A 25638-nucleotide genomic window follows, 5' to 3' on the forward strand; every position below is an offset into this window, starting at 1 on the left:
TCGTGCCCGCCGCAGAAGGTTCAGGTTCCCGTGAAGGCTTTCAAGGCCCCCCACGATTCGATCGGCACGCTCGACGCGGAGACCGCTGCAACGCTGATCGCGACCGCGGCCGACGTTGCGATCGTCGTCGATGGCGCCGGCATCATCCAGGATCTCGCCTTCCAGCGCGCCGATCTGTCCCTGGAACTCGAGGGCTACGGCAAATGGTTCGGCCGCCACTGGAGCGAAACCGTCACCGCCGATAGCCAGCACAAGGTCGAGGCCCTGATTCGCGAAGCCGGAGCCAACAACGCCTCCGGCTGGCGCCAGATCAACCACCAGACGGCGCAAGGGCGCGATGTGCCGATCCTCTATTCCGCGGTCCGGCTCGGGTCGAGCGACAGGTTCGTCGCGCTCGGCCGCGATCTCCGCGCCGTCGCGACGCTGCAGCAGCGTCTCATCGATGCGCAGATGGCGATGGAGCGCGACTACGCCCGCCTGCGCTTCGCGGAAACGCGCTATCGCGTCCTGTTCCAGACCGCATCGGAGCCGGTGCTGATCGTCGACGCCGCGACTCTCAAGGTGGTGGAAGCCAATCCGGCTGCGACCACCCTGATCGACCGCGGATCGAAGCGCGGCATCGGCCGTCCGTTCGTCGAGATGTTCGCGCCCACCAGTCGCAGCGACATTCAGACCTTCCTGAGCGAGCTGCGTAGCGGCAACCGCGCGGACGACATGAGGGCCGAACTTGCCGGCACGACGCGCAGCGTGACGATCTCGGCATCGGCGTTCCGCCAGGAAGCCGCGTCGCTGCTTCTCGTGCGTCTGCTTCCGGTGACCAGCGCGCACACCTCGCTCGGCGCCGACGACGAAACGCGGTTTTCCAGCTTCATCCAGGCCGCACCCGACGGCTTCGTGCTGACCAATACGACCGGCCGCATCCTTGCGGCGAATGCGGCCTTCGCCGACATGGTCCAGGTCTCAGACGCGGATCAGTTGCACGGCACGCCCATCGAGCGCTGGTTCCGTCGCCAGGGCGTGGATTTCGACGTGCTGACCGCCAATCTGCGCCAGCACGGCAGCGTCCGGCTCTTCGCCACCACCTTGAACGGAGACGAAGGCGCGAGCATCGACGTCGAAATCTCGGCCGTGACGCTCGGCCAGGACAAGGCGAAGAGCTTTGGCTTCGCCATCCGCAATGTCGGGCTGCGGCTTAGCACGCCACCCGCCCGCGCGCCGCAGGACCTGCCGCATTCGGCGGCGCAACTCACCGAACTGATCGGCCGCGTTCCGCTCAAGGATCTGGTCCGCGAAACCACCGACGTCATCGAAAAGCTCTGCATCGAGGCGGCGCTGGAGCTGACCGGCGACAACCGCGCGTCGGCCGCGGAAATGCTTGGGCTCAGCCGGCAGAGCCTCTACGTCAAGCTCCGGCGGTTCGGCTTCGCGGACGTCGCCACGGAAGACGAGAGTCAGGCGTGACCGGCGCCGGGCCGGCAGCGCAGGCGCCAGCACTGGCGCCGCTGTCCTGGTTCGGCATCATCCGCCTCGGGCTTGTCCAGACCGCGCTCGGGGCGATCTTCGTTCTCGCGACCTCGACGATGAACCGCGTGATGGTCATCGAACTCGCTTTGCCCGCGGCCCTGCCCGGCCTGCTCGTGGCGCTGCACTATGCGATGCAGGTGCTGCGGCCGCGGCTCGGCCACGAGTCCGACGTCGGTGGCCGGCGGACACCCTGGATCATCGGCGGCATGGCGGTCCTCGCGCTCGGCGGCGTCGGCGCGGCGGTCTCCACCGCCCTGATGGGCCGCAGCCTGATCGGCGGGATCGCCCTGGCGATCCCCTCGTTCCTTCTCATCGGGCTCGGCGTCGGCGCGTCCGGCACGGCGCTGCTGGTGCTGCTGGCCAAGCGCACCGCGCCCGAGCGACGCCCGGCCGCCGCGACCATCGCCTGGGTGATGATGATCGCCGGCTTCATCATCACCGCCGCCACCGCCGGCCACTTTCTCGATCCGTTCTCGCCGGCGCGGCTCATCGCGGTCTCCGCGGCTATCTCCGGACTGGCCTTCGTCGTTAGTTGTCTTGCCGTCTGGGGGATCGAAGGAACGATCGAGACAGCCCCCGCCTCAGGCGAAAGCCAGAATTTTGCCGCGGCCTTGCGCGAGGTCTGGGCTGAGCCGCAGGCGCGACGGTTCGCAATCTTCGTGTTCGTCTCGATGCTGGCCTACGGCGGCGAGGATCTTCTCATCGAGCCGTTCGCCGGTGCGACCTTCGGCCTGACACCCGGCGCGACGGCCGAACTCGCCGGCTTTCTGCATGGCGGCGCGCTCGCGGGTATGATTGTGGTCGCCGTCGCCGGCACTCTGCTCCGCCGTTTGCGTTTCGGGGCGCTCGGCCTCTGGATGACCTGCGGATGCCTCGCGTCGGGCGCGGCACTTCTCGGGATCGCCGGTCTGGGGCTCGCGGGCGCGCCTAAACCGCTGTCCGCCCTTCTCTTCTGCCTCGGGGCAGCGAACGGCGCCTATGCGATCGGCGCGATCGGTTCGATGATGCAACTAGTCGGCACGGGCGGACCGGCGCGCGAAGGTGTACGGATGGGGCTTTGGGGCGCTGCGCAGGCTATTGCCTTCGGCGGCGGCGGCCTCATAGCGACCGTTTTAAGCGATGTCGCTCGTCATATCATGGCGACCGGGGCTGCTGCCTATGCCGTCGTCTTCCTGTGCCAGGCGCTGGTCTTTGTCTACGCATCCACGCTTGCCGCCGGCCTCGAGCGTTCCGCCGCACGGCTTTTACGAGACGACACGGACTTCGCCGTCCCGGCGGCCGACCGGCGATGACATAATATGATGATCGTTCTGATGGATGGAATTCTCGGGCTCGTCTTCGTGGAGGCACTGGCGCTGGCGCTGTATCACCGAACGACGGGTCGCGGGATCGCGCCGCAGCGCTACCTCGCGAATCTGTCCGCGGGATTCGCCTTGCTTCTCACGGCCCGCCTGGCGCTGGGCGGCGCGCCAGCCTGGCAGCTTGCGCTATGTCTTCTGGCGTCCCTGTGCGCGCATCTACTGGACTTCGCCGGGCGCTGGGACCAAGCGGCGGACCGCGGGATTCCATAAAAAAGGCGGGTCCAAAGCTGGACCCGCCTGTTCGATTCTCCGCCGGAGCTTGGGCTCGCGATGGCGTGAAGCTTTTACTTCTTCGTCGAGAAGGTCGCGACGTAGGCGACGACGTTCTTACGCTGATCTTCGTTGGCCAGCATGTAAACCATCTTGCTCGACCCGGTGGCCTTGTCGGCCTTGCCCTTGTCGGTCAAAAACTTCTTCAGGTAGGCCGACGGATTAACGAGGTAATCCACGATCTCCTGGTCGGTCCAGACGAGACCAGCGGCGCCGGCGTCCTTCATCAGGTTCGAATAGGCGAAGCCTGCGAACGTGCCGGCGGTGCGACCAATCACGTCGGTCAACGGCGGGCCGACGAGAGCCTTGGCATCCGGGCCGATGCGATGGCATGCCATGCACTGGTTGAACGTGGACTTACCCTTGGTGGCGTCCTGGGCGAAAGCGGAACCGCCCATCGCCAGCACCAGACCCGTGGCGATCACCGCCGCATTAATACTCTTCATTGCATTCCTCCCTCGCCGAATTGACGACCCTGCCAATCCCAAGGGATCCGGCACTGTCCAGGCGCAACGCTACAAAGGGCAGCCCCGTTGCAGAGGTCAAGCCACCTTTTTGTAGCGACTCTAATGTCGCGGCGTTTCCTGTGACTTCGTGGTATAGTTATCCAAAATAGTCCCTTGGGAGGACGTGAGGCTTGACCTCATCATCAACATATGACCCGCCGGCCTTCGGCGAGGCCGATCTGTCGAATTGCGAGCGGGAGCAGATCCATCTCGCCGGCTCGATCCAGCCGCATGGCGCCCTCCTCGTCCTCGACGACGACGCCACGACGGTGATCCAGGCCAGCGCCAATGCTCAGGCCTTCCTCAACCTGCCCCGTGACGTGATCGGTTGCGCCATAGACTCGTTTCCCGGCACGATGGCAATGCGGCTGCGGGCGCATCTTCAGGAACCGATCCACCGCCAGGCCGTCGCGGTGCGCTGCACGATCGGCAACCCCGCAATCGAGGTCGACGGTCTGCTGCACCGTCCCGCCGACGGCGGCGTGATCATCGAGTTGGAAAAGGCCGGCGAGCCCGTCGATTTGCGTGCTTCGATCGACCGGGCGTCGCAGACGATTCTGGGCGCGCCGTCGCTGCGCGCGCTGTGCGACGAGACCGCCGCGCTGTTCGAATCCATCGCCGGTTACGATCGGGTCATGGTCTATCGCTTCGACGAGCACGGCCACGGCCAGGTTTTTTCCGAGAAGAAGAAGCCAGAGCTCGAGGCCTTCCTCGGCAACCGCTATCCCGCCTCCGACATTCCGCAGATCGGCCGCGTGCTCTATCTGCAGAACCGTGTGCGGGTGCTTGTCGATGTCGGCTACGCGCCGGTGCCGCTGGTGCCGCGGCTGTCGCCGATCACCGGCCAGGACCTCGACATGTCGATGTGCTTTTTGCGCTCGATGTCGCCGATCCACCTGCAGTACCTGAAGAACATGGGGGTGCGGGCGACGCTCGTGGTCTCCATCGTGGTGGGCGGCCAACTGTGGGGTCTCGTCGCCTGCCACCATTATTCGCCGCGCTTCATCCACTTCGAGGTCCGCGCCTTGTGCGAACTCGTTGCGGAACTCGTCGCCACCCGGATCGCCGCGCTGGAAAGTTTCGTCCAGGCGCAGTCCGAGCTGGTCGTTCGCCGGCTCGAACAGCGGATGGTTGAAGCCATCGAACGCGATGGCGACTGGCGGATGGCGCTGTTCGACGGGCCGCAGACCCTGCTCAAATCGATGGGCGCGAGCGGCGCCGCGCTGCTATACGAAGGGCAGATCCAGACCGCTGGGGACGTGCCGGGCACCCAGCAGATCCGCGAGATCGGCGCCTGGCTCGACAGCCGGCCGCGCGAGGCCGTGATGGCGACCGCGTCGCTTGGGCGCGACGAACCGACCTTCGCGCCGCTGGCGGATGTCGCGACCGGCGTGCTCGCGACGCCCATTTCGGCGACGCCGGTGTCGAACACCGCAGGCGAGTACCTTCTGTGGTTCCGGCCGGAGCGCGTCCGCACCGTGACCTGGGGCGGTGATCCCACCAAGCCAGTGATCGTCGGGACGGATCCCGTACAGCTCTCGCCGCGCCTCTCCTTCGCGCAATGGCATCAGGTCGTCGAAGGGACGGCGGATCCATGGGCTCCGGCCGACCGCCGGACGGCGCGGCTGATCAGTGATACCGTCGCAGATATGGTGCTGCAGTTCCGCTCGGTGCGCATGCTGATCGCGCAGGACCAGCTGGAGACCCTGTCACGGCAGGTCCGCCTCTCCGTCCAGCCGATGATCGTCGCCAACGCGAGCGGGCGCATCCTGCTGACCAACGAGGCTTTCGAGCAGCTGTTGCGGCCGGGGCACCCGTCGCTGCGCCGGCTCGACGATCTCCCGCAGTTCTTTTCCGAACCGCTGAACGTGCGCAAGGCGATCCAGGATCTCACCGAGCAGGGGCGCACCTGGCGCGGCGAACTCGGACTGGAAACCTTGAGCGGCGACGTCAAACCGTTGACGGTGCGCGCGGAACCGGTGTTCGCCACGCTCGACCGCAAGCTTGGCTACATGGTCCATTTTACCGAGATCAGCGAGCGCAAGGCGGCCGAAACCGCGCGCCGGCGTTTTCAGGACGGCATGATCGACCGCCGCTTCGTCAGGCCGGCAAAGCTCGACGCGACGGAGGACAGCGCCTTCCAAGCCATGCTTGCGCCGATCGTCGAAAACGCGCAACTCGCCGCCCTCGAGATCACCTATGGCATCGATACGGACCGCATGCCGACGATGCTCGAGTCGATCCGCACCTCGGTTGCGCGCACTGCCGATCTGCTCGAGCATTTGATGTGGCATGCCGGCACGGACGCCGGACCGTCGATCGACACGTGAGCTAGTCAGCGCCGAGCATTGCCGTCGAGACAGCCGTCGACACAGCAATGGTATGACGGAACGCGGCAAGCGCCTCCGCGACGACATGCTCGGACTCAGACGTGCCGGGAACGATCGTGTCCAACGCCTCGCGCAGCGCGGTCTTACACGCCGCAATATCGGCGATGGCGGGAAAGTCGTAGAAGGTCAGTTGCGCCGGCTCGAGTCCGAGCGTGCGCGCCAGCAGCGGCTTGAGAATTTGCCCGCCGCTGAGGTCGCCGAGATAGCGGGCATAGGCATGCGCGACGAGGCCGATGCTCTCGCCTTGCGCCGCCACGGCGTCGGCGTAGGCCTGCGCTTCCGGCAGGATGGGCATCGGGCCGTCAGAGGCGCTGGCCAGAGCATGAAGGTCGTGACGCAGCGCCGCGCTGCGCGCCAGGCCCGGCGCCGCAAAGGCGCGAAGCGCCGGTATCGGGCTATCGACCGAAAGGTGCCGCTCCATCGCTTCATAAGCCGGCAGCAGACTGGCGACGTACATAGCATAACCGAAGCGGGTGGCCCGCCCGCGCAAAAGGTCCGCGATATAGCCCGAGCGTTCCGCCTCGCGATGGATCGCCTGCGTCCGTTCGCGAAGAACGGCGGCGAAGGTCGGCGCTTGAACGCCTGTGTCGATCGCGTGGAAGTCAGCGGCTTGGGCGGTCATGGGTCTCTCTGACGCTGGCGTGTTCAAGGAATGGATTCGGTCTACAGCGTTTCGGGCGCCAGCGGAACTCGCGTATTGTGGCGTAGGCGCAGAGCGCACCGCCCATCGAAAAAGCGTGCCCCTGGTGGAACACGCTCTTTCAATCGGACGGATCGCAGGCAGGCTGTCGCTATTTCGCGGCGGGGGCTGCGGGAGCCGCGGGCGCGGTCGGTTCCGGGGCGGCCGGAGGGGCTGCGGGCTGGGCCGGCGGCGCGTTCGCCGAGACCTGCGTGGTCTCCAGCTCAGGATAGGTCTTCACCATGCTAGCCCCGAGCAGCGGTTTGAACACGCCTTGGTGGCACGTCAAACAATTGATCTTGGGGACGTCGCCGGCCACGCCGAGGCGGTTCGGCGGAAACGTGCCCTGCAAGCTTTGAAGATAGGTTTCGTTGAGGTCGCGCACCATCCGGATGCCGTACCAGGCGTTGGCGCGCGCCGGCGAACTCTGGTCCCACGAGGAGAAGGCGCGGCTGTTGTGGCAGTAGGTGCAGTTGACGCCGAGCGACTCGCTCATGTGGATCATCAGCGCATAGGTCCACTCCGCCTGCTTGATCGAGCGACGGTCCCCGCTCGGCAGCGCCTCCGTCGAGATCACGCGGATATTTTCGCCATCGGCCTTGTTTTCCAAGAACGGCGTGAACGGATCGACCGGAAGCGCGGCGAGACCAGCCGCATAGGACGGCTGATTCTTGCCGGTGTGGCCGCCCATCGGGCCCTGCGCCGCTTCGTTGCCGTTGTTCTTGAACCAGACGTAGCTCGGCACCGGCTGCCCGCGATGGCAGGTGTAGCAGGTGACGCCGGTCGCAGCGACGTGGCTCTTCCAGTCCGCATTGATGTGCCGCGTCATCTGCAGCATCCGTCGCGCGACTTTCTTGGTGTAGAGCGAGTCGTCGGAAAAATCCTGGCCCTCGGCATGGCAGTAGGCGCAACCCTGCTGCGGCGCCACCCAGGCCGTCATGCTCGCCATCAGCCGGTTGAACTCGCTGATGTCGACATCCTTCAGCACCTGGACGTTCTTGTAGACCTCGGACGCTTTCTGGCCGGCCGCGTCGACCGGCGGCTGCTCCTCCGGCAGCTGGTTGGCCGCCGCGGCAGCGGCGAGCGCGGTGTTGTGATAGATCACATCCTGCCCCGTGCCACGATAGCCCTCCTGGACGGCGCTGGTCGCGCCGGGCCGCTCCAGAGACGCGTAGATCACGAAGGCCCCAACGATCACGGCGACCAGCGCGCCGAAGCGAACACCAAAACTCATGACGGAGCTCCCGGAAGCGTGAGCGGATCGACGGTGGGGGGACCACTCAAGGGATAGCTTGGCGCCACACCATGCTTGACGGCCCAGAGATACCAGTTGTCGACGGCGGTGCCGGTGAGCAGGATGCCGATGCCGCCGACAAGCGGGGTCAACACCGCGAACCACCAGGCCCAGCGATGGATGGATTCCATCGTCGCGTTAAAGCCCATCGTCCAGCGCCAGAACAGACCGGCGCGTTCGGCCGCCGTGCCGCGATCGACGATCTGCTCGATCTCGCGCTCGCCGCCGAGCCGACTGACCGCCAGGATGGTGCCGCCGTGCATCGCGAAGAGCAGCGTCGACCCGTAGAGAAAGGCGATCGAGAGCATGTGGAAGGGATTGTAAAAGAGATTGCCGTAGCGGATCGAGAAGGCCGCGGTCCAGTCGAGGTGCGGGAAGATCCCGAAGGGGACAGCCTCGCCCCAGCTGCCCATCAGCAGCGGCCGGATAAAGCCGAGCACGAGATAGAGCCAGATCGCCGAGGCGAACGCCCAGGCCGCATGTGTCCCCATGCCGAGCGCCTTCGCGCGGGTATAGACTCGGCCCCACCACAGCAGAACCGAAGCGGTGAGGAAGAAGCCCGCCATCTGCCACCAGCCGCCCTGATCGAGCGGACAGAAGACGCAGAGGCCGAGGGACGGCGGCGGTGGTTCCAATGCCAACCACGGCAGCTGGCGCACGAACTGCACGGGATCCCAGTTGACCGAGGCCCACATGTTGAGCCCGATGATCTCGAAGGCGACGACGCCGCAGAAGATCGAGGTCAAACCATAGAAGCCGAGATAGAACGGGCCGACCTGGGCATCGCCGATCAGGCCGAGCAGATAGACGAAATTGCTCTTCTTGCCGCGCGTCCATTCCGTGGCCTTGACCGGCACGCCGGCATAAAGCGGGCCGCGGACCTGAACCTGTGTGAAGATATTCTGATATTCCGCCACGACACGCTCTCCATTCGAACGGGTGAGGTTGGAGGGGATTGAAGACGTCAGTGCCAGATCGGCAGGTCGAGCCACCAGTTCCACCATTCCGGCCAGCCGCGCGACCAGAACGGCCCGGAGATGATGATGCAGACCGCGCTCCAGAAGCCGGCCGACAGGGCGAGAAACAGGCCGAGACGGTGGATGCCGATGGTGCCGATCGACCAGCCGATCAGGTCGCGGAACACGGTGTTCTCATGCTCGGGCGTCTTGATGAACTCGCCCTTCTGCGGATTGGTCGCCGACAGCACCAGCGAGCCGTGCAGCGATAGCGCCAGCGTCGTCGTGAAGAAGAACGTGACCGCCAGCATGTGCGCCGGATTGTAGTGGAAGTGTAGGTACTGGTAACCGGTATTGGAGACCCAATCGAGGTGGCTGAGGATCCCGTAGGGAAAGCCGAACCCCCAGGCGCCGAGCAGGACGGGCCGGATCACTTCCAGCGAGAAATAGGCGAAGATCGCGACGCTGAAAGCGATCGGCACATGCAGGCCGATCCCGAGCTTGCGGCAGATCTCGACCTCGCGCAGCGCCCATGATGAAAAGGCGCCGAGCGCGCAGATCGTGATGATCTGCCAGAGGCCGCCTTCGCGCAGTGGCGCAAGCGCGAGGCCGTAGCTGATGTCGGGCGGCGCGATATTGATCTGCCACACGTTCCAGGTCGGGCCAAGCGACGCGCCGTAGAGGATCAGCGCCGTCCCGATGAAGGAAAAGAAGATCGTGGTGACGCCGAAGAAGCCGACGAAGAAGGGGCCGATCCAGAAATCGAACAGATCGCCGCCGATGAGCGTGCCACCGCGCACGCGATATTTGCGCTCGAAGCTGAGCATAGCCATTTGAGACCCCTCCCATCGCGTGCAGGGATCGGGACGACCCTGCCTTCTCATCGGTTGTTTGCGCGTTGCCGGATCGCATGACCGCGAACACGCTCGCGTCCGATAGCGGGCTGAAGCGCCCGCCATCGCTTGTCGAGCTTGCCTCTACTTCGACGCCGGCGGCAGCGCGGACATCTGGCCGACCGTCGCATGGGAATGCGGGCCATCGAGCCAGTTGAACCGGTCGGTGCTGAGCAGGATGAAGTGGATGAGCAGAGCCAGGCCCATCAGGAACGTGAACAAAGCGATCAGCGTCCGACGGGGATCAAAAAGCAGCCAAACACGCCACATAGTGTTCTCCTTACGACAAAGCGGTCAGCGCGAGGCTGGCCAGATGATGAGCGCCTTCAAGCGCGGTTTTGTAGCCGTTCGGGCCAGGCAGCCACGGGCGCCACATCCAGACGAGGAAATGCGCGACGACGGCGATCACCGTGAAGATGATGAAGCTCGTCACGAAGATCGAATGGAATTCCCGTGCTTCTGGTTCTGTCATGCCTGAGATGGAGACATCGCGTCCCTGGACTTCAGCCATGTTACCCTCCTCCTTCGTTTGGCCGTGAGGCCGTTACCGCGATGGTCCATGCGGCGGGGCGTCGAAGCGGCCATCGCCTCGACGGTCATGCGCCCGGAATAATCCCGGGCGAATTCGCTGCGGCCTTAGCCGGAAAAGGCGATCTGCGCCGTGGTGCCCGACGCTTCCCACGCCTGGGCGAAGACGGAGCGGTTCGCGACGTCGTGCGAGAAGTTTGGGATCAGACGCATCGCGATCGCGCCGACGAGAAAAACCGGAAAGCTCAGGGCGAAGACGATGCGGAACTGCAAATCGTCCCAGCGCCGGTCGACGCCGCTGCTTATGGCGGTGGATTGTGCACTCATCAAAAAACCCTCCCCAAAGATCGATCGTGGCGAATCATGTGGCCCGACCCGCCGCGAACGCGACACGCGTCTCCGCGAAGTGATCGGCGGTGACGCGCGTCCCGCCGGCCTTGTGGACCTCGCGCTCCGCCGCGTCGCGCAAGCGCTTGGCGGCGGAAATCCGCACGAGGACCGGTTGTTCGTCGACGAGCGTTTCGAGCGCCGCGCGGGCGTCGTCGTCCCAACTCAATTGGCTGTGCAGGCGTGACGGCGTCGCCTCGACCGCATCCATCGCGCTCGCCAGAGGGATGATGTGGAAGAGCGCGTCGAACAGCGCGTTGCAGACCTCTTGCACCAGGTAGGTCGCGCCGGCGTAGCCCATCACCGGCGTGCCGGTGTGGCGCCGGATCACGGCGCCGGGGAACGACATCGGGATGTAGAGGGCGCGCGAATTGATTTCGGCGAGATACATGCGTTCGTTGAAGCTGCCGAACAGGACCAGCGGCGTCTTGCTCCGCACCGCCTGGCGCACAGCGTCATTGTCCGGCTTGACGCCGGGCCGGCGCGCGAAGGCGAAGGTGCAGGGCAGTCCCATTTCGGCTTCGAGAAAATTCCGGATCCCGCGCGAGTAGGTCTCGGTGGCAACCACCGCGAAGCTGGCGGTGGCAAAAAAGTCCTGGGTGACGGAGCGCCAGAGGTCCCACAGCGGCTTGATCGTGGTGTGTTTCTCCTGCTCGATGAATGGTTCGGGATCGAGACCCAGAAGTTCGCCGAGCTTGCGCAAAAACTTCGTCGTGGAATGCAGGCCGATCGGCGCCTGGAGGTAGGGCCGCTCCAGCTGCTCGCAGAGCAGGCGGCCGAACTCGCGATACAGGCAGACGTTGACGTCGGCGTTCACCAGCCTGGCGACATCGGCGATATGGCTGCCGAGCGGGAACACCATGTTGATCTCGGCGCCGATGCCCTCGATCAGCCGGCGCATCTCGTGCAGATCGGACGGCATGTTGAACGTGCCGTAGATCGGCCCGATAATGTTGACCCGCGGTTTTTCACCCGGCTTGCGCGCCTTGCGCGCCGCGACCTTTTTCGGCCCGAACTCCGTCCACAGCCAGTTGATCGCGCGGTTGGCGCTCTGCCACTGATCCTCGTCGATGGTGCGCGGCAGAAACCGTTTGATGTTGGTGCCTTCCGGCGTCACGCCACCGCCGATCATCTCGGCGATAGAGCCGGTCACCACCACCGCCGGCAGGGCGGGATCCAAAACCTTGTGGGCGCGCTTCATCGCGCCCTCGGTGCCCTTCTGGCCGAGCTCCTCCTCCGAGAGGCCCGTGACGACGATCGGCAGTTCGTGCGGCGGCAGGGCATCGGTGTAGTGCAGCACCGAGGTGACCGGCAGGTTCTCGCAGCCGACGGGGCCGTCGATGACGACCTGCAGGCCCTTGATCGCGGTGAAGGCGTAGACCGCGCCCCAGTAGCCGCCGGCCCGATCATGGTCGAGGACGAGCATCAGACCGCCTCCTCGGCTGCGGCGCGCTGCTTTGCCTTGATCTCGAGAGCGCGCTTGTATTTTTCCTTGAACTCCGGGCGGTCGACAGGCTGCTGCTCCCAGATGCCTGCGGCGTAACCGGTGCCGACGCCGTCGAAGAAATCGGTCATTGCGTCAAAGCGGGATTTCGACGCGATGGCGGCATTGACCACCTGCGCCAGCGAGCCCGCCCCCATCACGCCGAACAACGGTCGTGCCGAAATCAGGTTGGTGAAATACAAGGCCGGGATCGCCATCGCCTTGGCTTTTTGCACCACGGGCGTGGTGCCGATCGCGAGATCGGGCTTGTATTCTTGCATCGCGGCGAGATCCTGCTCAAGCGAAGCGCGATAGGTCACGGGGACGCCACGCTCTTCGAGCCAGGCGCGGTCGGGCTCGGACCAAGGCGTGCGCGGACAGGCGGTGCCGACGTAACGCACATCCGCCCCGCTCTCGACGAGGAGGCGTGCCACCAAAAGCTCCGAGCCTTCGTAGCCCGACAGCGTAATGCGGCCCTTGATCGGTTTGGCTGCCAAGGCGCCCGATATGGCTGGCAGAAACCTGTTCTTTGCCGTGTCGATCTTGTTCTGCGCGACATTGCAGATGGCGCCGATCGCATCGAGCCAGGCGGCAGTGCCGTCGCATCCGACCGGCGCGGAGCCGACGATCGGCCGGCCCGCGGCTTCGAACTCGCGGATGCTCGCCCTGTAGAACGGATGGATTGCCGCCACGGCTGCGCAGTCCAGTGCGGCATAGAGCTCGCGCCACTCGCGCGTCGGCACGACAGGGCCCGCTGCGAGACCGAGCGGCTCCAGCATCGCCGCGATGCCTATCGGATCGGCGGGAAACATCTCGCCGAGAAGCGCGATGGACGGCCGCTCGGACCGGCCTTTGTCCGGCGCCGCGACCGGACCCGATTCAGCCTCCAGCCGCGCATAGTTCAGCATCGCGCCGGCGAGCACGTCCTTGGCTTCGGCGTGGGTGGGAATGCCGAAGCCCGGCACGTCGATGCCGATGATGCGGACGCCGTTGATCGCCTTGGGCAGCAGTTGCAGCGGCACGCCGGACGCCGTCGGCACGCAGAGATTGGTGACGACGATCGCGTCGTAGTTCGCGGGATCGGCGATCTTGTAGACCGCGTCGCGGATGTCCTCGAACAGCTTTCCCGTGACTAGCGTTTCCGAATTGAACGGGACATAGCCGACGCTGCGACGCGCGCCATAAAAATGCGAAGTGAATGTGAGGCCGTAGACGCAGCAGGCGGAGCCGGAAAGGATCGTCGCGGTGCGCTTCATGCGCAGACCGACACGCAGCGAGCCGAAGGCCGGGCACATGCTTTGCGGCTGATCGTGTGGCCCCTGCGGATAATCCTGGGCGTAGCGATCGAGGATCTCGGACTTGCCCGCAGCCGACGCCGCGCGCTGCAATGCCACCTTGCCGCCGTGGCAGCCGACGCCATCGGCCAACTCGCCCTTGCCGAGAAGGCCGGTCTCGCTGCTGGCGACGCTGTCGCCGATGGGGGCGTCGTAATCCATGGGGCTCATACCGTGTCGTAGATGACTTCGAGGGTCGGCTTCGTCACGTCGGACGTGCCGCACATGTCTTCCATCGTCGCGGGCACGAGGGTGACGCCGCGGCCGACGGCATCGGCGCTGAAGAGATTGAGCAGACCGTCCTGCGTCAGCGGCTTCGGCCGCACCGGCGGCGCTTCGGCGACATTGGCGGCAAGGTCCTCGAAGACCGAAGCCCAACGATTGCCCGGCGTTCCGATGATCTCGTAATTGGCACTCTTGCGCCGGATGTCTTCGTCGGCCGGAATCGCGGCCAACACCGGAATGCCGGCCGTCTCGGCAAAAGCCTGGGCCTCGCCGGTATAATCATCCTTGTTGATGACCATGCCGGCGACGCCGACATTGCCGCCGAGTTTGCGGAAATATTCGACCGCCGAGCAGACGTTGTTGGCGACGTAAAGCGACTGCAGATCGTTTGAGGCGACGACGATCACTTTTTGACACATGTCGCGGGCGATCGGCAGGCCGAAGCCGCCGCAGACCACGTCGCCCAAGAAGTCGAGGAGGACGAAGTCAAAACCCCATTCGTGGAAGCCGAGCTTCTCCAGAAGCTCGAAGCCATGGATGATGCCGCGGCCGCCGCAGCCGCGGCCGACCTCGGGCCCACCCAACTCCATCGCGAAAACACCGTCGCGCTTGAAACAGACGTCGCCGATGGCGATTTCGGCGCCCGCCGCCTTCATCCGGGCGGAGGTCTCGATGATCGTCGGACAGGCCTTGCCGCCAAACAGCAGCGAGGTCGTGTCGCTTTTCGGATCGCAGCCGATGAGCAAGACCTTCTTGCCCTGCTGCGCCATCATGTAGGAGAGGTTGGCGAGGGTGAAACTCTTGCCGATCCCGCCCTTGCCGTAGATCGCGATGATCTGCGTCTCTTTCTTTGGCGCAACCTCGGGATCGCCCTGGACCACGGGATCCGGCTCGATCGCGGCTTCGGCGCGGAGCGCATCGGTCATGTTGATGGGCGCGAAGGCGTTCATGAGGCTCTCCAGTCGAGGACCATTTTGAGGCAGCCGGGATTTTCGAACGCGGTGCGATAGGCGAGGTCCGCCTGATCCGCGGCGGCGCGGTGGGTGATGAGCCCGTCGAGCGAGAGGCGCCCGTCCTCGACCAGCGCGCGGACCGCCTCGAGGTCGGTGCGCTGCCATTGTGCAGCGACGCGGAACCGCGCCTCGCGCATGAAAGCTGGTGGGAAGACGAACGACAGCGGGTCGCTGTAGAATCCGCCGAGGACGATTTCGCCGGCGGGCGCCAGGTGCGCAACGAGGCTGTCGAGAATGCCGGGAGCGCCGCTGACGTCGGTGATGACGCGATAGTCGCGGCGTTCGTCCGCGGCGGGATCGACGACTTCATAGCCCTGCGCGCCGGACCGGCGATCGGCGTTGATCTCCCAGACGGTCGGCGCCGCGCCGCCGACGGCGACGACCAGACGGGCGAGAAGCCGGCCGAGCACGCCATGTCCGACGATCAGCTCGGGCAGCGCCGCACCGGCGAACGTGTGGTAGGCGGTAGCGGCCAGCGCGAGGAGAATGCCGTTTTCACCGATAGAGGAGTCGATCGGCAGCGCGCGGTCGGCGCGGACGATGAGCCGCGAGGCCGAGGCACCGAACAGGCCGCGGGCACCCTCGTAGCAACTGGCGCCGGGGACGAAGACGGTTTGGCCCACGGCAATGGCAGAGTCGCCGTGGCGCTCGACAACGCGGCCGACGGCTTCGTAGCCTGGCACCAGCGGATAGCCCATGCCGGGAAAGGCCGGCATGGTGCCCGACCAGAGGAGACGCTCGGTGCCGGTGCTGATGCCGCTGTGCGCGATTTCGACGAGAAGATCGCCATCCCGCGGCGGGGTGAGATCGAGCGTGCGGACGCCGATGTGGCGCGGTTCGCTCAAGACGATGGCTGTCGTTTTCAAAGCGGCCTCCCGTCTTTCGGCTTGCGGGTGGTTAGTGCTGTAAGTCTAGAATGACAATTAATGTTGTCAACTAGACTTTACACTTCGATTTGCGGGGCCCGCGCTTTTTTGCGCGACCAGAAGGCTGGCGAGCATCGGGCGCGCCGTCGCGACGGGCCGCACGCGGCCGAAGCCGGCACCATACAGCAGCGTCATGAGCTCCCTCTCGCTGCGCGGCCGGCCTTGCCGCATGGCGAGCAGATAGAACTGGAAATAGGCGCCGACGGATTCCGCTTGCGGTGTATCGGCAAACGGTTCGGCCAAAAGGAGGATGCCGCCCGGCACCAGCGCGTCGAAGACCTTGCGCAACAGCAATGCCGCCGTCGCGTCGTCGTGATCGTGCAGGACGCGCACCAGCGAAATCAGATCGGCGCCTTTGGGCAGGGCCTCGGTCGTGAAATCGCCGCCGATCACGCTGGCTCGATTCGCAAGGCGGGAAGCCTTGAAGTTTTGGTCCGCACTTTCCGCGACCGCCGGGAGATCGAAGAGTATCAACGAGAGATCCGGACGACGGCGCGCCGCGGCGAGCAGGAATGCCCCGTCGCCGCCACCGACATCCATCAGCGTGCCGTGATCGATGAAAGGATAGGCGTCCAGAACGTCGTCGGCGATGAGCGCCTGGGACGAGGCCATCAGCTCGCTGTAGGGCGCCACCGCCTCGGCCGGAATCGTGCCGGGATTGTCGGCCTGCGCATAGGGCCAGAACGACGACAGCGCCGTCTCGCGCTTGCCGTCGCGCAGTAGCGCGACGGGATCTTCGAGATCGCGATAGAGCAACGCATGGTGCTCGACCATCGCCTTGATCGCGGGATTGCCGAGATAGGCGGCGCCATGAACGCCGAGGCCGTAGCGGCCGTCCGGAATTTTCTCGACGAGCTTCAACCCGGCGGCGGCGCCGAGCAGCCGCGCCATCGCAGGGGCCGGCAGGTCGAGCCGGCTGGCCAGCGCGTCGACCGCGAGTGGGCCGTCCGCCAGAGCCTCGAACAGCGACAGCTTCACGCAGGCGAACAACACCTGCGAATAGACAAAGCCGGCGCTGAGGTCGAACAGCGCTTTCGCGCGCTGGCTCGCGATCGGTCGTGTCAGGGGGAAGCTTGCCGCCCAGCGCTGAAACTTCGGGTCCGCGAGTTTTTGGTTGCGATAGGCAAACCATCGCTCGCGAAGCGATGGTTTGGCGTCGCCCGATGGGTCGGCCAGGGATGTCATCGTCAGGCGACCTGGCGCGCCAGGCTTTTCGGCAACAGGCGCTTGGCCTCGGCGTGCACGAGCGCCCGCAGATCCGCCGCGCCGCGGCACGGCGGGATCGAGGCGATCGCCTCGCCGACAAGCGTTTCCAACCGTTTGACGGCGCCGGCGACGCCGAGTTCGAGCACGGCGTTGGGTCGGCCGAGCGCCTGATCCTTGCCGATCGGCTTGCCGATTTCTTCGACGTCGGCGCAGGCATCGCGGATATCGTCCGCGGCCTGATAGGCTTCGCCAAGCGTCTCACCGAGCGTCCGCCACGGTTCGGCTTCGGCACCCGATGCTGCGGCCCCGGCGATCGCTGCGGCGCCGAATAGCGCGCCGGTCTTGGCGCGATGATAATGGCGGAGGTCGATCACCGGCTCGCATTCCCAGGCCTGCCCGGCGATGATGCCGGACGGCACGCCGACCGAACGCGATACGGTGAGCAGCAGCAGCGCCAGCTTTTGCGGCGCATGGGCGAGCAGCCCGAGAGTCTGAAACGCCAGCAGGATCAGCGCATCGCCGGCCAGCACGGCGAGAGGCTCGCCGAAGGCCTTGTGGACGGAGGGCTGGCCGCGGCGCAGATCGGCATCGTCGAAACAGGGAAGATCGTCGTGCACCAGCGAGGCGCAGTGCATCAGTTCGATAGCGCAGGCGGCGGCATCGGCGACAGAGGGGTCGTCCTCGCCGCAGGCCGCAGCCACCGCGAGGCAAAGACGCGGGCGGACCCGCGCGCCGGCCGGAAACACCGCATGATGCATCGCAGCCAGCAACCGAGGAGGACATGACGGGACGTCGACATTGCCGATCGCCTGAAGCAACGCTTGTTCGATACGCTCAACCGCATCCATGGCAGCCTCCCGTTCCACTAACTTTGATTGTCAGGCTACGTTGTCATATCAGAGTGTCAAGTGTTATTGACATAGGGCAATGGACGGGAGGGCGGATGCGCGATCATCGCGTGGTCATCATCGGCGCGGGGCTCGGCGGCCTCGTTGCGGCGATGCTGCTGGCGCACCGGGGCTGCGCGGTCACCCTCGTCGAAACAGCGCCGGCGCCTGGCGGCAAGATGCGCGAGGTTCTGGTCGACGGTGCCCGCATCGATGCGGGCCCGACCGTGCTCACCATGCGCTGGGTCTTTGAGGAGATCTTCGCGGACGTGGGGACGAGCCTCGACGCGCACCTCACCCTGCGTCGCGCGGAAACGTTGGCGCGTCACGCGTGGAGCGCGAGCGAGCGGCTGGACCTCTTCGCCGACATCGCGCGCTCGGCGGATGCGATCGGGGATTTCGCCGGCGCGCAGGAGGCGGCTGGCTATCGCGCTTTCACACAGCGCAGCCGCAAGATGTTCGAGACGCTGGACAAGCCGTTCATCCGATCGCAGCGGCCGCGGCTCGACCAGCTGGTCTCGTCCTTCGGCTTGTTCGGCCTGAAGGATCTCAGCCGGATCAGCCCGTTCACCACACTGTGGAAGGCGCTGGGCGAGCATTTTCGCGACCCACGCCTGCTGCAGCTGTTCGGCCGCTACGCCACCTATTGCGGATCGTCGCCCTTCCTGGCGCCGGCGACGCTGATGCTCGTCGCCCATGTCGAGCAGGACGGCGTGTGGTTCGTCGAGGGCGGCATGCATCGGCTGGCGCGCAGCCTTGCCGCGCTGGCCGCAGCGAAGGGCGCGACGCTGCGATTCGGCACGGCGGTGCGCGAGATCACCGTGGCGCAAGGCCGCGCCAGCGGCGTCGTGCTGGCCGACGGCACGCGGATCGCGGCGGACGCGGTGATTGCCAACGCCGATGCCGCGGCGCTGACGGCGGGCCTGTTCGGCCAAGGCGTCGCGCAGGCCGCACCGCGCATCGCCCCCAAGGACCGCTCGCTGTCGGCCGTCACCTTCGCGCTGCACGCCAAGACGCACGGCTACCCGCTGGAGCGGCACAACGTCTTCTTTTCCGACGACTACAAGGCGGAGTTCGATGCGATCTTTCGGCGCAACGCCATCCCCTCGGATCCGACAGTTTACATCTGTGCGCAGGACCGCGGCACCGGCGCCGAACCGACCGGCACTGAGCGCCTGCTGTGCCTCATCAATGCCCCTGCCGCGGGCGATGCCCGATCCTTTTCTCAAGCGGAGCTCGCGCGATGCGAAACCCGGATGTCCGCGCTGCTGGCGCGATGCGGCCTGACGATCGAACGGGACACGGCGCAGGTGATCACCGATCCGGCAGCGTTCAACCAGCTGTTTCCGGCGACGGGCGGGGCCCTGTATGGCCCGGCGTCACACGGATGGCAGGCCTCGTTCCACCGGGCGGGATCGCGGAGCAAGGTGCCCGGACTCTATCTGGCGGGGGGCAGCGTGCATCCGGGGCCGGGTGTGCCGATGGCGGCGATGTCGGGGCGCCTCGCCGCGGCAGCAGTCCTCGCGGACCGCGCTTCGACGGCGCGGTCCCGCCCGGCGGCTATGCCTGGTGGTATGTCGATGCGCTGAGCGACGACGGCGCGCACGGCCTCACCATCATCGCCTTCATCGGCAGCGTGTTTTCGCCGTACTACGCTTTTGCGCGCGCGAGAGGGCGTGGCGATGCAGAGAATCATGTCGCGATGAACGTCGCGCTGTACGGACGACCGGCGCGCTGGGCGATGACCGAGCGCGGGCGCACCAGCCTGCGCCGCAGCGCCGATCGGCTGGAGATCGGCGCCAGCGCGATGCAATGGGACGGCGCGACGCTGACGATCGGCATCGAGGAGGTGACGGCGCCCCTGCCCTCGCGGCTGCGCGGCACGGTGATGGTCCGGCCGAAGGCGCTGACCGGCGCCGTGTTCAATCTCGACGCGCGCGCAAGACATCGGTGGCAGCCGATCGCGCCGCTGTGCGACGTTACGGTGGATCTGCAGCGACCCGGCCTGCGCTGGCGCGGCAGCGGCTACTTCGACCACAATGCCGGCGACGAGCCGCTCGATGCGGCGTTCCGCTCCTGGACCTGGTCGCGCTTCGACCGCGGCGATCATGCGCGTATTTTTTACGATGTCGTCGAGAAGAATGGCGCCGAACGCTCGCTGTCGCTGCGGGCCGACGCATCGGGCGCGGTCGAGCCCGGCGCGCCGATCCACTACCGGCCCCTGCCGAATGGCTTGTGGGGCGTCAAACGGTCAGCGCCGACGGATGGAAGCATCGCGCCCGTGCTGGTGCGGTCCATGGAGGACGCGCCGTTCTACACGCGCTCGACGATCCGCAGTGGGATCGACAGGGCGCAAGCGACCGGCGTGCATGAGAGCCTGTCGCTCACCCGCGCTACCGCGCCGATCGTGCGAATGATGCTGCCGTTCCGCATGCCGCGGCGGTCGGGAAAATAGATCGCGGCGCTGCAACTTTCGTCATTGCAAGCGAAGCGGAGCAACCCAGGGGCAGCACAAGATAAATTTACGTGAGCATCGTTGCCCCTGGGTTGCCTCGCCTTCGGCTCGCAATGCCCCCCTAGCGACGATCATCCTTCTCTACACGCGCGGCATCCTCCGCCGCCTTACGCTTCTTGTATCGCCGCAAACTCATCAGCTCGAGCACGGCGAAACCGAGCACAAAGGCGAAGACCAGAACCAGTTCGATCAGACCGCCCATGTTTTCCATGCGCGCCTATCCCTAGAGACCTTGGACTTGTCGACGCCGCTCGATGCGGTCGAACAGCTCCATCACCCACACCACCTGCTCGCCCATGTTCGCGCGCGGCGTGGTAGCGCGAAGGCTCGTCGTCTCGATCGCGTCGATCAGAAAGCGCGCCTCCGCCAGCGCCGGCGGACGATCGCCGACGTGGCTCGGCGAAACCAAAGCCTTCAGCATCAGCTCGGCTTTCCGCCGCTTCGGCACGAAGGCGCGCTGCGTCGCGGAATCGTAGCCAAGCCGACCGATCGCGGCGCCGATCTCGGCATAGAGGAGACGCGCGGCGCGGATGCCGGGCCGGCACGTCAACGGCAGCTGCGCGATGCCGGCTTCGCTCGCGCGATAGAGCGCATCCGCTTCTGACAACAAGCGCTGCACGAGCCGTCCGATCGCGGGTGAAAAATGTGGCGCGGCGAGCCAGACGCCGGGGTCGATACCGACCTCGCGCAGCCAGGACAACGGCAGATAGATCCGGCCGTTGCGGGCATCCTCACCGACATCGCGGGCGATGTTGGTGAGCTGCATCGCGGCGCCGAGATCGCAGGCGCGCGCGATGGCGTCGTGGTTGCCGACGCCCATGATCACCGCCATCATCGCGCCGACCGACCCGGCGACACGGGCGGCATAGGCGTGGAGATCCGACAGGGTTTCGTAACGTTTTTCGCGCGCATCCCATTCGAGCCCTTCCAGCAGCGCTTCCGGCAAGGCGCGCGGAATGGCGTGATGCGCGACGGTGTCGGCAAAGGCGCGGTCGGCGGCGAGCGGCAAAGGCTGGCCGCGGTAGGCGCGATCGAGGCGGTCGCGCAAGCGAGCCAACGTGGCGAGGCGCCCGTCATGCAAATCGACGGCGTCATCGGCGAGGCGGCAGAAGGCGTAAAGCGCGATGGCCGGCTCGCGCACGCGGCGCGGCAGCAGATGCGAGGCGGCAAAAAACGTCTTAGACCCCGTGCGCAACAGATCGCGACAGGCGCGGCGGTCGGCTTGCGCGACGAGCATCGTCTCAGGAAAATGCATGGGCATCGGGCACCACTTTGTCGAGGATGCGGGCAGAGGAGAGGACGCCGGGAAGGCCGGCGCCGGGATGGGTGCCGGCCCCGACGAGAAAAAGGTTCTCGATGTCTTCGCTGCGGTTGTGCGGGCGGAACCAGGCGCTCTGCGTCAGCACCGGCTCGAGGCCGAAGGCCGCGCCGTGCACCGATGACAAATCGTCGCGAAAATCCTGCGGTGTCATCATGCGCGAGGTCACGATGTTGGCCGCGAGATCCGGCAGCACGGTCGCCGCCAGATGCGCTTCGATGGCGTGGCGGTAAGGCTCGGCCTGCACTTGCCAATCCGTACCGCTTTCGAGATGCGGCACCGGCGAGAGCACGTAGAACGCGTCGCAACCGTCCGGCGCCAGCGAAGGATCGGTCGCCGTCGGGCGGTGCAGGTAGAGGCTGAAATCCTGCGCCAGATGCTTGCGGCCAAAGATATCGGTCAGCAGGCCTCGGTAACGGGGGCCGAGCAGAATTGTATGATGATCGACATGCTCGTAACGCCGCCTGGTGCCAAAATACCAGACGAAGAGGCTCATGGAATAGCGTGAACGGTCGACGCGCCTGGCGCTCCAGCGCTTGTGCGCCGAGGCCGGCAGCAGGTGCTTGTAGGTGAAAGCGGAATCGGCGTTCGACACGACGACGTCGGCGGCCAGCCATTCGCCCGAAGCGAGGCGGACGCCGGCGGCGCGGCCGTCGGTGACGAGGATTTCGGCGACCGCCGCGTCGGTGCGGATATCGCCGCCCTGCCCGCGGATGAGATCGGCAAGGCCTTCTACCAGCCTGCCGGTGCCGCCCATCGCGAAATGCACGCCCCAGCGCCGTTCGAGATAGGCGATGAGGCAGTAGATCGATGTGGTGGTGAAGGGGTTGCCGCCGATCAGCAGCGGATGAAAGCTGAAAATCGTGCGCAGCCGCTCGTCTTTCAAAAAGCTGGAGACGAAGCCGTAGACCGAACGGTAACTCTTCAGCTTCATCATCGCGGGGACGATGCGCGCCATGTCGCGCCACGACGAGAACGGCACGTCGCCGAGCTGTTCGAAGCCGATCTTGAAGATCGCCTCGCTGGCCTGCATGAAGCGCTCATAGCCGTCGACGTCACCGGGCGACAGCCGCGCCACCTCCGCACGCATCGCGGCGGGATCGCCGGTGTAGGCGAAGGTCTCGCCGTCGTCGAAGCGGATGGCATAGAACGGCGTCACCGGGCGCAGGTCGACATGGTCGGCGAGGCGCTTGCCGCACAGCGCCCACAGCTCCTCGAAAAGAAAGGGCGCGGTGACGATGGTCGGCCCGGCATCGAAGGTGAATCCGTCCTGCCGATACACCGCGGCGCGGCCGCCGAGCATGGCGCGCTGTTCCAGCACGGTGACCTGGTAACCGCGTGCGCCGAGCCGCACCGCCGCGGCAAGCCCACCAAAGCCGCTGCCGATGACGATCGCATGCGGGCGCGTTTCCAGCCGTGGCGGGAAACTGGCCGTCGGCACGCGATCGAGTGTCAACGTCGTCATGCCGCCAAGTGTAACAGAAACCTGACACTTGGATAGCCGGATCGGCGAAAGTCTTACGCTAAGGCTTCCGTCAAAAGACCGAGGGTTTTGGCGAAATCGAGGATCAAGGCGGCGACATCGTCGGCGCGTTCCTCATGGGCAAGATGGCCCAGGCCGCGCATGATCTCGACCCTGGCCGACGGCAGGATCTCCTGAACCTTGAAAGCATCCTCGGAGCGGATGGTGCGGTCGTTCTGCCCGGCGACGAGCAGCAGCGGTACCTCAAGCTTGGGCAGGTCGCGGTACAGCGTATCGAGGTGCCAGTTCGCCATCATGCCGAGCGCCGCGGCGACGTGGTCGGGACTGGACACCAAGCGGCGGTAGAACTCGACGCCTTCGGGATCGATGGTCGAGCCGGTGTTGCGGATCAGCGATTCGACCGAGCCGGCGTCGCCCGCCTTCCAGGCGAACAGGCGCGGCATGAAGGGGTTGAGGAACAGCAGCTTGGCGAGCGGCGAAAAGATGTGGGTGGCGACGCCGCCGAAGGGCAGCAGCGCGCCGTTGAGACTGACGATGCCGCGCGGTGCGATGGCGCCGTCGAGCGCCATGCGGATTGCCACCGCGGCGCCGGCCGAATGCCCGGCGACGAGGACGGGGTCGAGATCGAGTTCGCGCAGCAATGCCGCCACGCCGCCGGCCATGCCCGGCAGCGACAGCAGCGTCTGCGGCGGCGATTGGGTAAAGCCATGGCCGGGAAGATCGGGAGCAACGACGGTAAAATGCCTCTCCAGGATCGGCCCGAGGTGGCGCCATGAATGCGTCGCCGCGCCGGTGCCGTGGAGCAGCAGCAGCACCGGGCCCTGGCCGCCGACCTGGACGTGCCAGCGAATGCCGGCGGCATCCACGAAGCGGCTCGCCTCGCAGTTCGGCCAGTCCCGCCCATCGACGGCAAACGAAAGCTTGTGATCCCGAACCATCAGGCGGCCCGATCGTGGAAGGCGCCGTAGGCCTCGGCGAACTCGTCGAGGCGTTCGAAATAGGACAGAGCGCCGGTCTGGAAGACGCGGACAGTCCAATTCGGACGCCCCTCAACCTCGGCCTTGCGCATGTAATCGACGAAGTCGCCGCGCACGCCGTGCGTCATGAAGACCGGCACGGTCAACGCCTTGTAGACGGTCATGATGTCGGCGCTGAAGAGGAAGCCGGAGAGGAACGAGAACGGCGCGTGCTCCGCGCCGGGCTGATGCGCGCTGCGATAGTCATAGGCGGCGAGACCGTCGTCGATGCGCCACGAGCCCCAGGTTTTCGAGAGGTAATAACGGATGCTCACCCGGCTCACGAGAAGATCGAACAGCCCGCGTCCCCAGGCGGGAAACGAAATCACATCGCGCACGGCGGGGCGGCCGTAGTTGCTGCCGGCGTCGCCGTCGCCGGATCGCGCCGCCTGCAGCCCGCTGGGACTGACGAGCCCGATGCTGCGGAACATCGTGGGATGCTCGGTCGCGGCGCGGGCCAAAAACTCGGACGACAGCGAGACCGCGATGGCGTCGAGCGGAAAATTGCCGTGGCGACGGCGGATCTCTTCCACCAAAGCCAGGATCGCATCGGTCATCAGCCGCGGCGTATAAATGCGATCCGGACGATCGGAAAAGCCGAACCCCGGCAGGTCGATCGCATAGACCGCGCGGCTCTCGGCGTAGTGATCGTAGAGCGGTTTCATCTCATAGGCGTTGGCCGAGGCGTTGACGCTGTGGATCAGCAGAAGCGGCGCGGCATCGGCCTTGCCGCCGCGGTAGTAGGACAGCGTCCCGAACGGCAGGGATAGCGTTTCGATATCGCCGTCGAGCGCCGGCGGCAGCGGCAGCTTGACCGGCGGGCGGAGATGGCGACCGCCTAAAAATCCGCCGACGAGGCCGAGCGACACGATGCTGAGCGCGGCCGCGCGGCGAGCCGCGGATCGATCCGGCGTGCGGCGGATGGGCAGGTCCATATGATCTCCTGAAGCCTGGCTTCACCGGGTGAAGCTTGGCTTCACCCGGACATAACGTGGTCGCCAGCTCAAACGTTGCGTTGGCGCTCCTGCGGGCCCGGCGAGGCCGCAAGCACCGCCTGCGAGAGCACCCGCGCATCGACATAGGGCAACGGCTGGTAGCGCGCGCCCATCGCGGCAGCCAGCTGCTGGGCCGTGGGGTTCGGTCGCGGCGCGATGTCGATGAGCAGGCTGCCGACGTTCTGAGCCCGCAGGGCGCGGGCGGCGAGCACGGCGTCGGCCTCGGCGTCAGGGCGGCCCGGGCGCCCGGCGCGCCCGATGTTGGCCCGGCCGTCGGTAAGGACCACGACAAGCGGCCTCGGGCCTTTGCGCTGGATCGTATCGGCGAGCAGCGCTGCGGCATCGATCGCGGTGGCGAGCGGCGTGCCGCCGCCCCCGGCCTGGCCGGCGAGCGCGCGCTTGGCGCGGGCCAGTGAGCGCGTCGGCGGCAGGATCAACTCGGCACCGAT

At 66.2% G+C, this 25638-nt stretch carries 25 protein-coding genes and 1 pseudogene; 6 read left to right on the forward strand and 20 right to left on the reverse strand.

Annotated elements, in window-relative coordinates:
* The first annotated feature begins 30 nt into the window (after nucleotides 1-30).
* Genes ppsR through GSQ79_RS04665 form a run of 3 tightly spaced genes read left to right on the forward strand, consistent with a single transcriptional unit; the run spans nucleotide 31 to nucleotide 3095 of the window.
* Nucleotides 31-1461, forward strand: coding sequence for a transcriptional regulator PpsR (gene ppsR, locus GSQ79_RS04655; RefSeq protein ID WP_158807568.1), 1431 nt, complete (start codon nucleotides 31-33; stop codon nucleotides 1459-1461).
* The gene (locus tag GSQ79_RS04660) at nucleotides 1458-2816 is read left to right on the forward strand and encodes a BCD family MFS transporter (RefSeq protein ID WP_246725097.1); all 1359 of its coding nucleotides are present in this window, start codon (nucleotides 1458-1460) and stop codon (nucleotides 2814-2816) included. The genes ppsR and GSQ79_RS04660 overlap by 4 nt, the downstream gene beginning before the upstream one ends.
* A gap of 6 nt (nucleotides 2817-2822) precedes the next feature.
* Nucleotides 2823-3095 (forward strand): hypothetical protein, encoded by a 273-nt coding sequence (locus tag GSQ79_RS04665; RefSeq protein WP_158807569.1) that lies wholly within the window; start codon nucleotides 2823-2825, stop codon nucleotides 3093-3095.
* Nucleotides 3096-3169: 74 nt separating this feature from the next.
* Here the strand turns inward: GSQ79_RS04665 and GSQ79_RS04670 are convergent, their stop codons facing one another.
* The gene (locus tag GSQ79_RS04670; protein WP_158807570.1) at nucleotides 3170-3601 is read right to left on the reverse strand and encodes a cytochrome c family protein; all 432 of its coding nucleotides are present in this window, start codon (nucleotides 3599-3601) and stop codon (nucleotides 3170-3172) included.
* A gap of 191 nt (nucleotides 3602-3792) precedes the next feature.
* Between GSQ79_RS04670 and GSQ79_RS04675 the strand changes: the two genes are divergently transcribed.
* Nucleotides 3793-5991 carry a GAF domain-containing protein gene (locus GSQ79_RS04675; RefSeq protein WP_158807571.1) on the forward strand — a complete coding sequence of 733 codons (2199 nt, stop codon included), beginning with the start codon at nucleotides 3793-3795 and terminating at the stop codon, nucleotides 5989-5991.
* A 1-nt stretch (nucleotide 5992) separates the two neighbouring features.
* Here GSQ79_RS04675 and GSQ79_RS04680 read toward each other — a convergent pair whose 3' ends face one another.
* From GSQ79_RS04680 to GSQ79_RS04740, 13 genes are all read right to left on the reverse strand, one after another.
* Nucleotides 5993-6673: a heme oxygenase (biliverdin-producing) gene (locus GSQ79_RS04680; RefSeq protein WP_158807572.1), complete on the reverse strand. Its 681-nt coding sequence runs from the start codon at nucleotides 6671-6673 to the stop codon at nucleotides 5993-5995.
* A gap of 169 nt (nucleotides 6674-6842) precedes the next feature.
* Nucleotides 6843-7964: a photosynthetic reaction center cytochrome PufC gene (gene pufC / locus GSQ79_RS04685; protein ID WP_158807573.1), complete on the reverse strand. Its 1122-nt coding sequence runs from the start codon at nucleotides 7962-7964 to the stop codon at nucleotides 6843-6845.
* A complete protein-coding gene (gene pufM, locus GSQ79_RS04690) occupies nucleotides 7961-8941 on the reverse strand; it encodes a photosynthetic reaction center subunit M (RefSeq protein ID WP_158807574.1) in 981 nt (326 codons plus the stop codon). Before pufM ends, pufC begins: the two co-directional genes overlap by 4 nt.
* A 47-nt stretch (nucleotides 8942-8988) precedes the next feature.
* Entirely contained in the window at nucleotides 8989-9813 is an 825-nt protein-coding gene (pufL, locus tag GSQ79_RS04695; protein WP_158807575.1) for a photosynthetic reaction center subunit L, read from the reverse strand.
* A gap of 144 nt (nucleotides 9814-9957) precedes the next feature.
* Nucleotides 9958-10143, reverse strand: coding sequence for a light-harvesting antenna LH1, alpha subunit (pufA, locus tag GSQ79_RS04700; RefSeq protein ID WP_158807576.1), 186 nt, complete (start codon nucleotides 10141-10143; stop codon nucleotides 9958-9960).
* Between the two features lie 10 nt (nucleotides 10144-10153).
* Nucleotides 10154-10384 carry a light-harvesting antenna LH1, beta subunit gene (gene pufB / locus GSQ79_RS04705; RefSeq protein ID WP_158807577.1) on the reverse strand — a complete coding sequence of 77 codons (231 nt, stop codon included), beginning with the start codon at nucleotides 10382-10384 and terminating at the stop codon, nucleotides 10154-10156.
* A gap of 125 nt (nucleotides 10385-10509) precedes the next feature.
* A complete protein-coding gene (locus tag GSQ79_RS04710; protein WP_158807578.1) occupies nucleotides 10510-10728 on the reverse strand; it encodes a hypothetical protein in 219 nt (72 codons plus the stop codon).
* Between the two features lie 34 nt (nucleotides 10729-10762).
* Nucleotides 10763-12214: a chlorophyllide a reductase subunit Z gene (gene bchZ / locus GSQ79_RS04715; protein ID WP_158807579.1), complete on the reverse strand. Its 1452-nt coding sequence runs from the start codon at nucleotides 12212-12214 to the stop codon at nucleotides 10763-10765.
* Nucleotides 12214-13776: a chlorophyllide a reductase subunit Y gene (bchY, locus tag GSQ79_RS04720; RefSeq protein ID WP_158807580.1), complete on the reverse strand. Its 1563-nt coding sequence runs from the start codon at nucleotides 13774-13776 to the stop codon at nucleotides 12214-12216. Before bchY ends, bchZ begins: the two co-directional genes overlap by 1 nt.
* A complete protein-coding gene (locus GSQ79_RS04725) occupies nucleotides 13773-14780 on the reverse strand; it encodes a chlorophyllide a reductase iron protein subunit X (protein ID WP_158807581.1) in 1008 nt (335 codons plus the stop codon). The genes bchY and GSQ79_RS04725 overlap by 4 nt, the downstream gene beginning before the upstream one ends.
* Nucleotides 14777-15709, reverse strand: a complete 933-nt coding sequence (bchC, locus tag GSQ79_RS04730; protein ID WP_158807582.1) for a chlorophyll synthesis pathway protein BchC — start codon at nucleotides 15707-15709, stop codon at nucleotides 14777-14779. The genes GSQ79_RS04725 and bchC overlap by 4 nt, the downstream gene beginning before the upstream one ends.
* 66 nt (nucleotides 15710-15775) lie before the next feature.
* The gene (locus GSQ79_RS04735; RefSeq protein ID WP_158807583.1) at nucleotides 15776-16954 is read right to left on the reverse strand and encodes a methyltransferase; all 1179 of its coding nucleotides are present in this window, start codon (nucleotides 16952-16954) and stop codon (nucleotides 15776-15778) included.
* Nucleotides 16955-16956: 2 nt separating this feature from the next.
* Nucleotides 16957-17823, reverse strand: a complete 867-nt coding sequence (locus GSQ79_RS04740; RefSeq protein WP_158807584.1) for a polyprenyl synthetase family protein — start codon at nucleotides 17821-17823, stop codon at nucleotides 16957-16959.
* A 95-nt stretch (nucleotides 17824-17918) separates the two neighbouring features.
* On the opposite strand from GSQ79_RS04740, the gene crtD reads away from it, so the two are divergent.
* Entirely contained in the window at nucleotides 17919-19451 is a 1533-nt protein-coding gene (gene crtD, locus GSQ79_RS04745) for a 1-hydroxycarotenoid 3,4-desaturase CrtD (RefSeq protein WP_158807585.1), read from the forward strand.
* A 113-nt stretch (nucleotides 19452-19564) separates the two neighbouring features.
* A complete protein-coding gene (locus GSQ79_RS04750; protein WP_368669914.1) occupies nucleotides 19565-20317 on the forward strand; it encodes a hypothetical protein in 753 nt (250 codons plus the stop codon).
* Nucleotides 20318-20438: 121 nt separating this feature from the next.
* Here the strand turns inward: GSQ79_RS04750 and GSQ79_RS04755 are convergent, their stop codons facing one another.
* The 6 genes and pseudogenes from GSQ79_RS04755 to bchD form a co-directional block, all read right to left on the reverse strand.
* Nucleotides 20439-20588, reverse strand: coding sequence for a hypothetical protein (locus tag GSQ79_RS04755; protein WP_158807586.1), 150 nt, complete (start codon nucleotides 20586-20588; stop codon nucleotides 20439-20441).
* A 12-nt stretch (nucleotides 20589-20600) separates the two neighbouring features.
* Nucleotides 20601-21638, reverse strand: a complete 1038-nt coding sequence (locus tag GSQ79_RS04760) for a phytoene/squalene synthase family protein (RefSeq protein WP_246725098.1) — start codon at nucleotides 21636-21638, stop codon at nucleotides 20601-20603.
* A complete protein-coding gene (locus GSQ79_RS04765) occupies nucleotides 21619-23160 on the reverse strand; it encodes a phytoene desaturase (protein ID WP_158807587.1) in 1542 nt (513 codons plus the stop codon). Before GSQ79_RS04765 ends, GSQ79_RS04760 begins: the two co-directional genes overlap by 20 nt.
* Nucleotides 23161-23213: 53 nt before the next feature.
* Nucleotides 23214-24116, reverse strand: a complete 903-nt coding sequence (gene bchO / locus GSQ79_RS04770; protein WP_158807588.1) for an alpha/beta fold hydrolase BchO — start codon at nucleotides 24114-24116, stop codon at nucleotides 23214-23216.
* Nucleotides 24116-25129, reverse strand: a complete 1014-nt coding sequence (locus tag GSQ79_RS04775; RefSeq protein WP_158807589.1) for an alpha/beta fold hydrolase — start codon at nucleotides 25127-25129, stop codon at nucleotides 24116-24118. Before GSQ79_RS04775 ends, bchO begins: the two co-directional genes overlap by 1 nt.
* Nucleotides 25130-25197: 68 nt before the next feature.
* A pseudogene (bchD, locus tag GSQ79_RS04780) lies at nucleotides 25198-25638 on the reverse strand (magnesium chelatase ATPase subunit D); the annotation flags it as partial.

Source organism: Beijerinckia sp. L45, assembly GCF_009765775.1.
In the GTDB taxonomy this organism is placed as follows: Bacteria; Pseudomonadota; Alphaproteobacteria; order Rhizobiales; family Beijerinckiaceae; genus RH-AL1.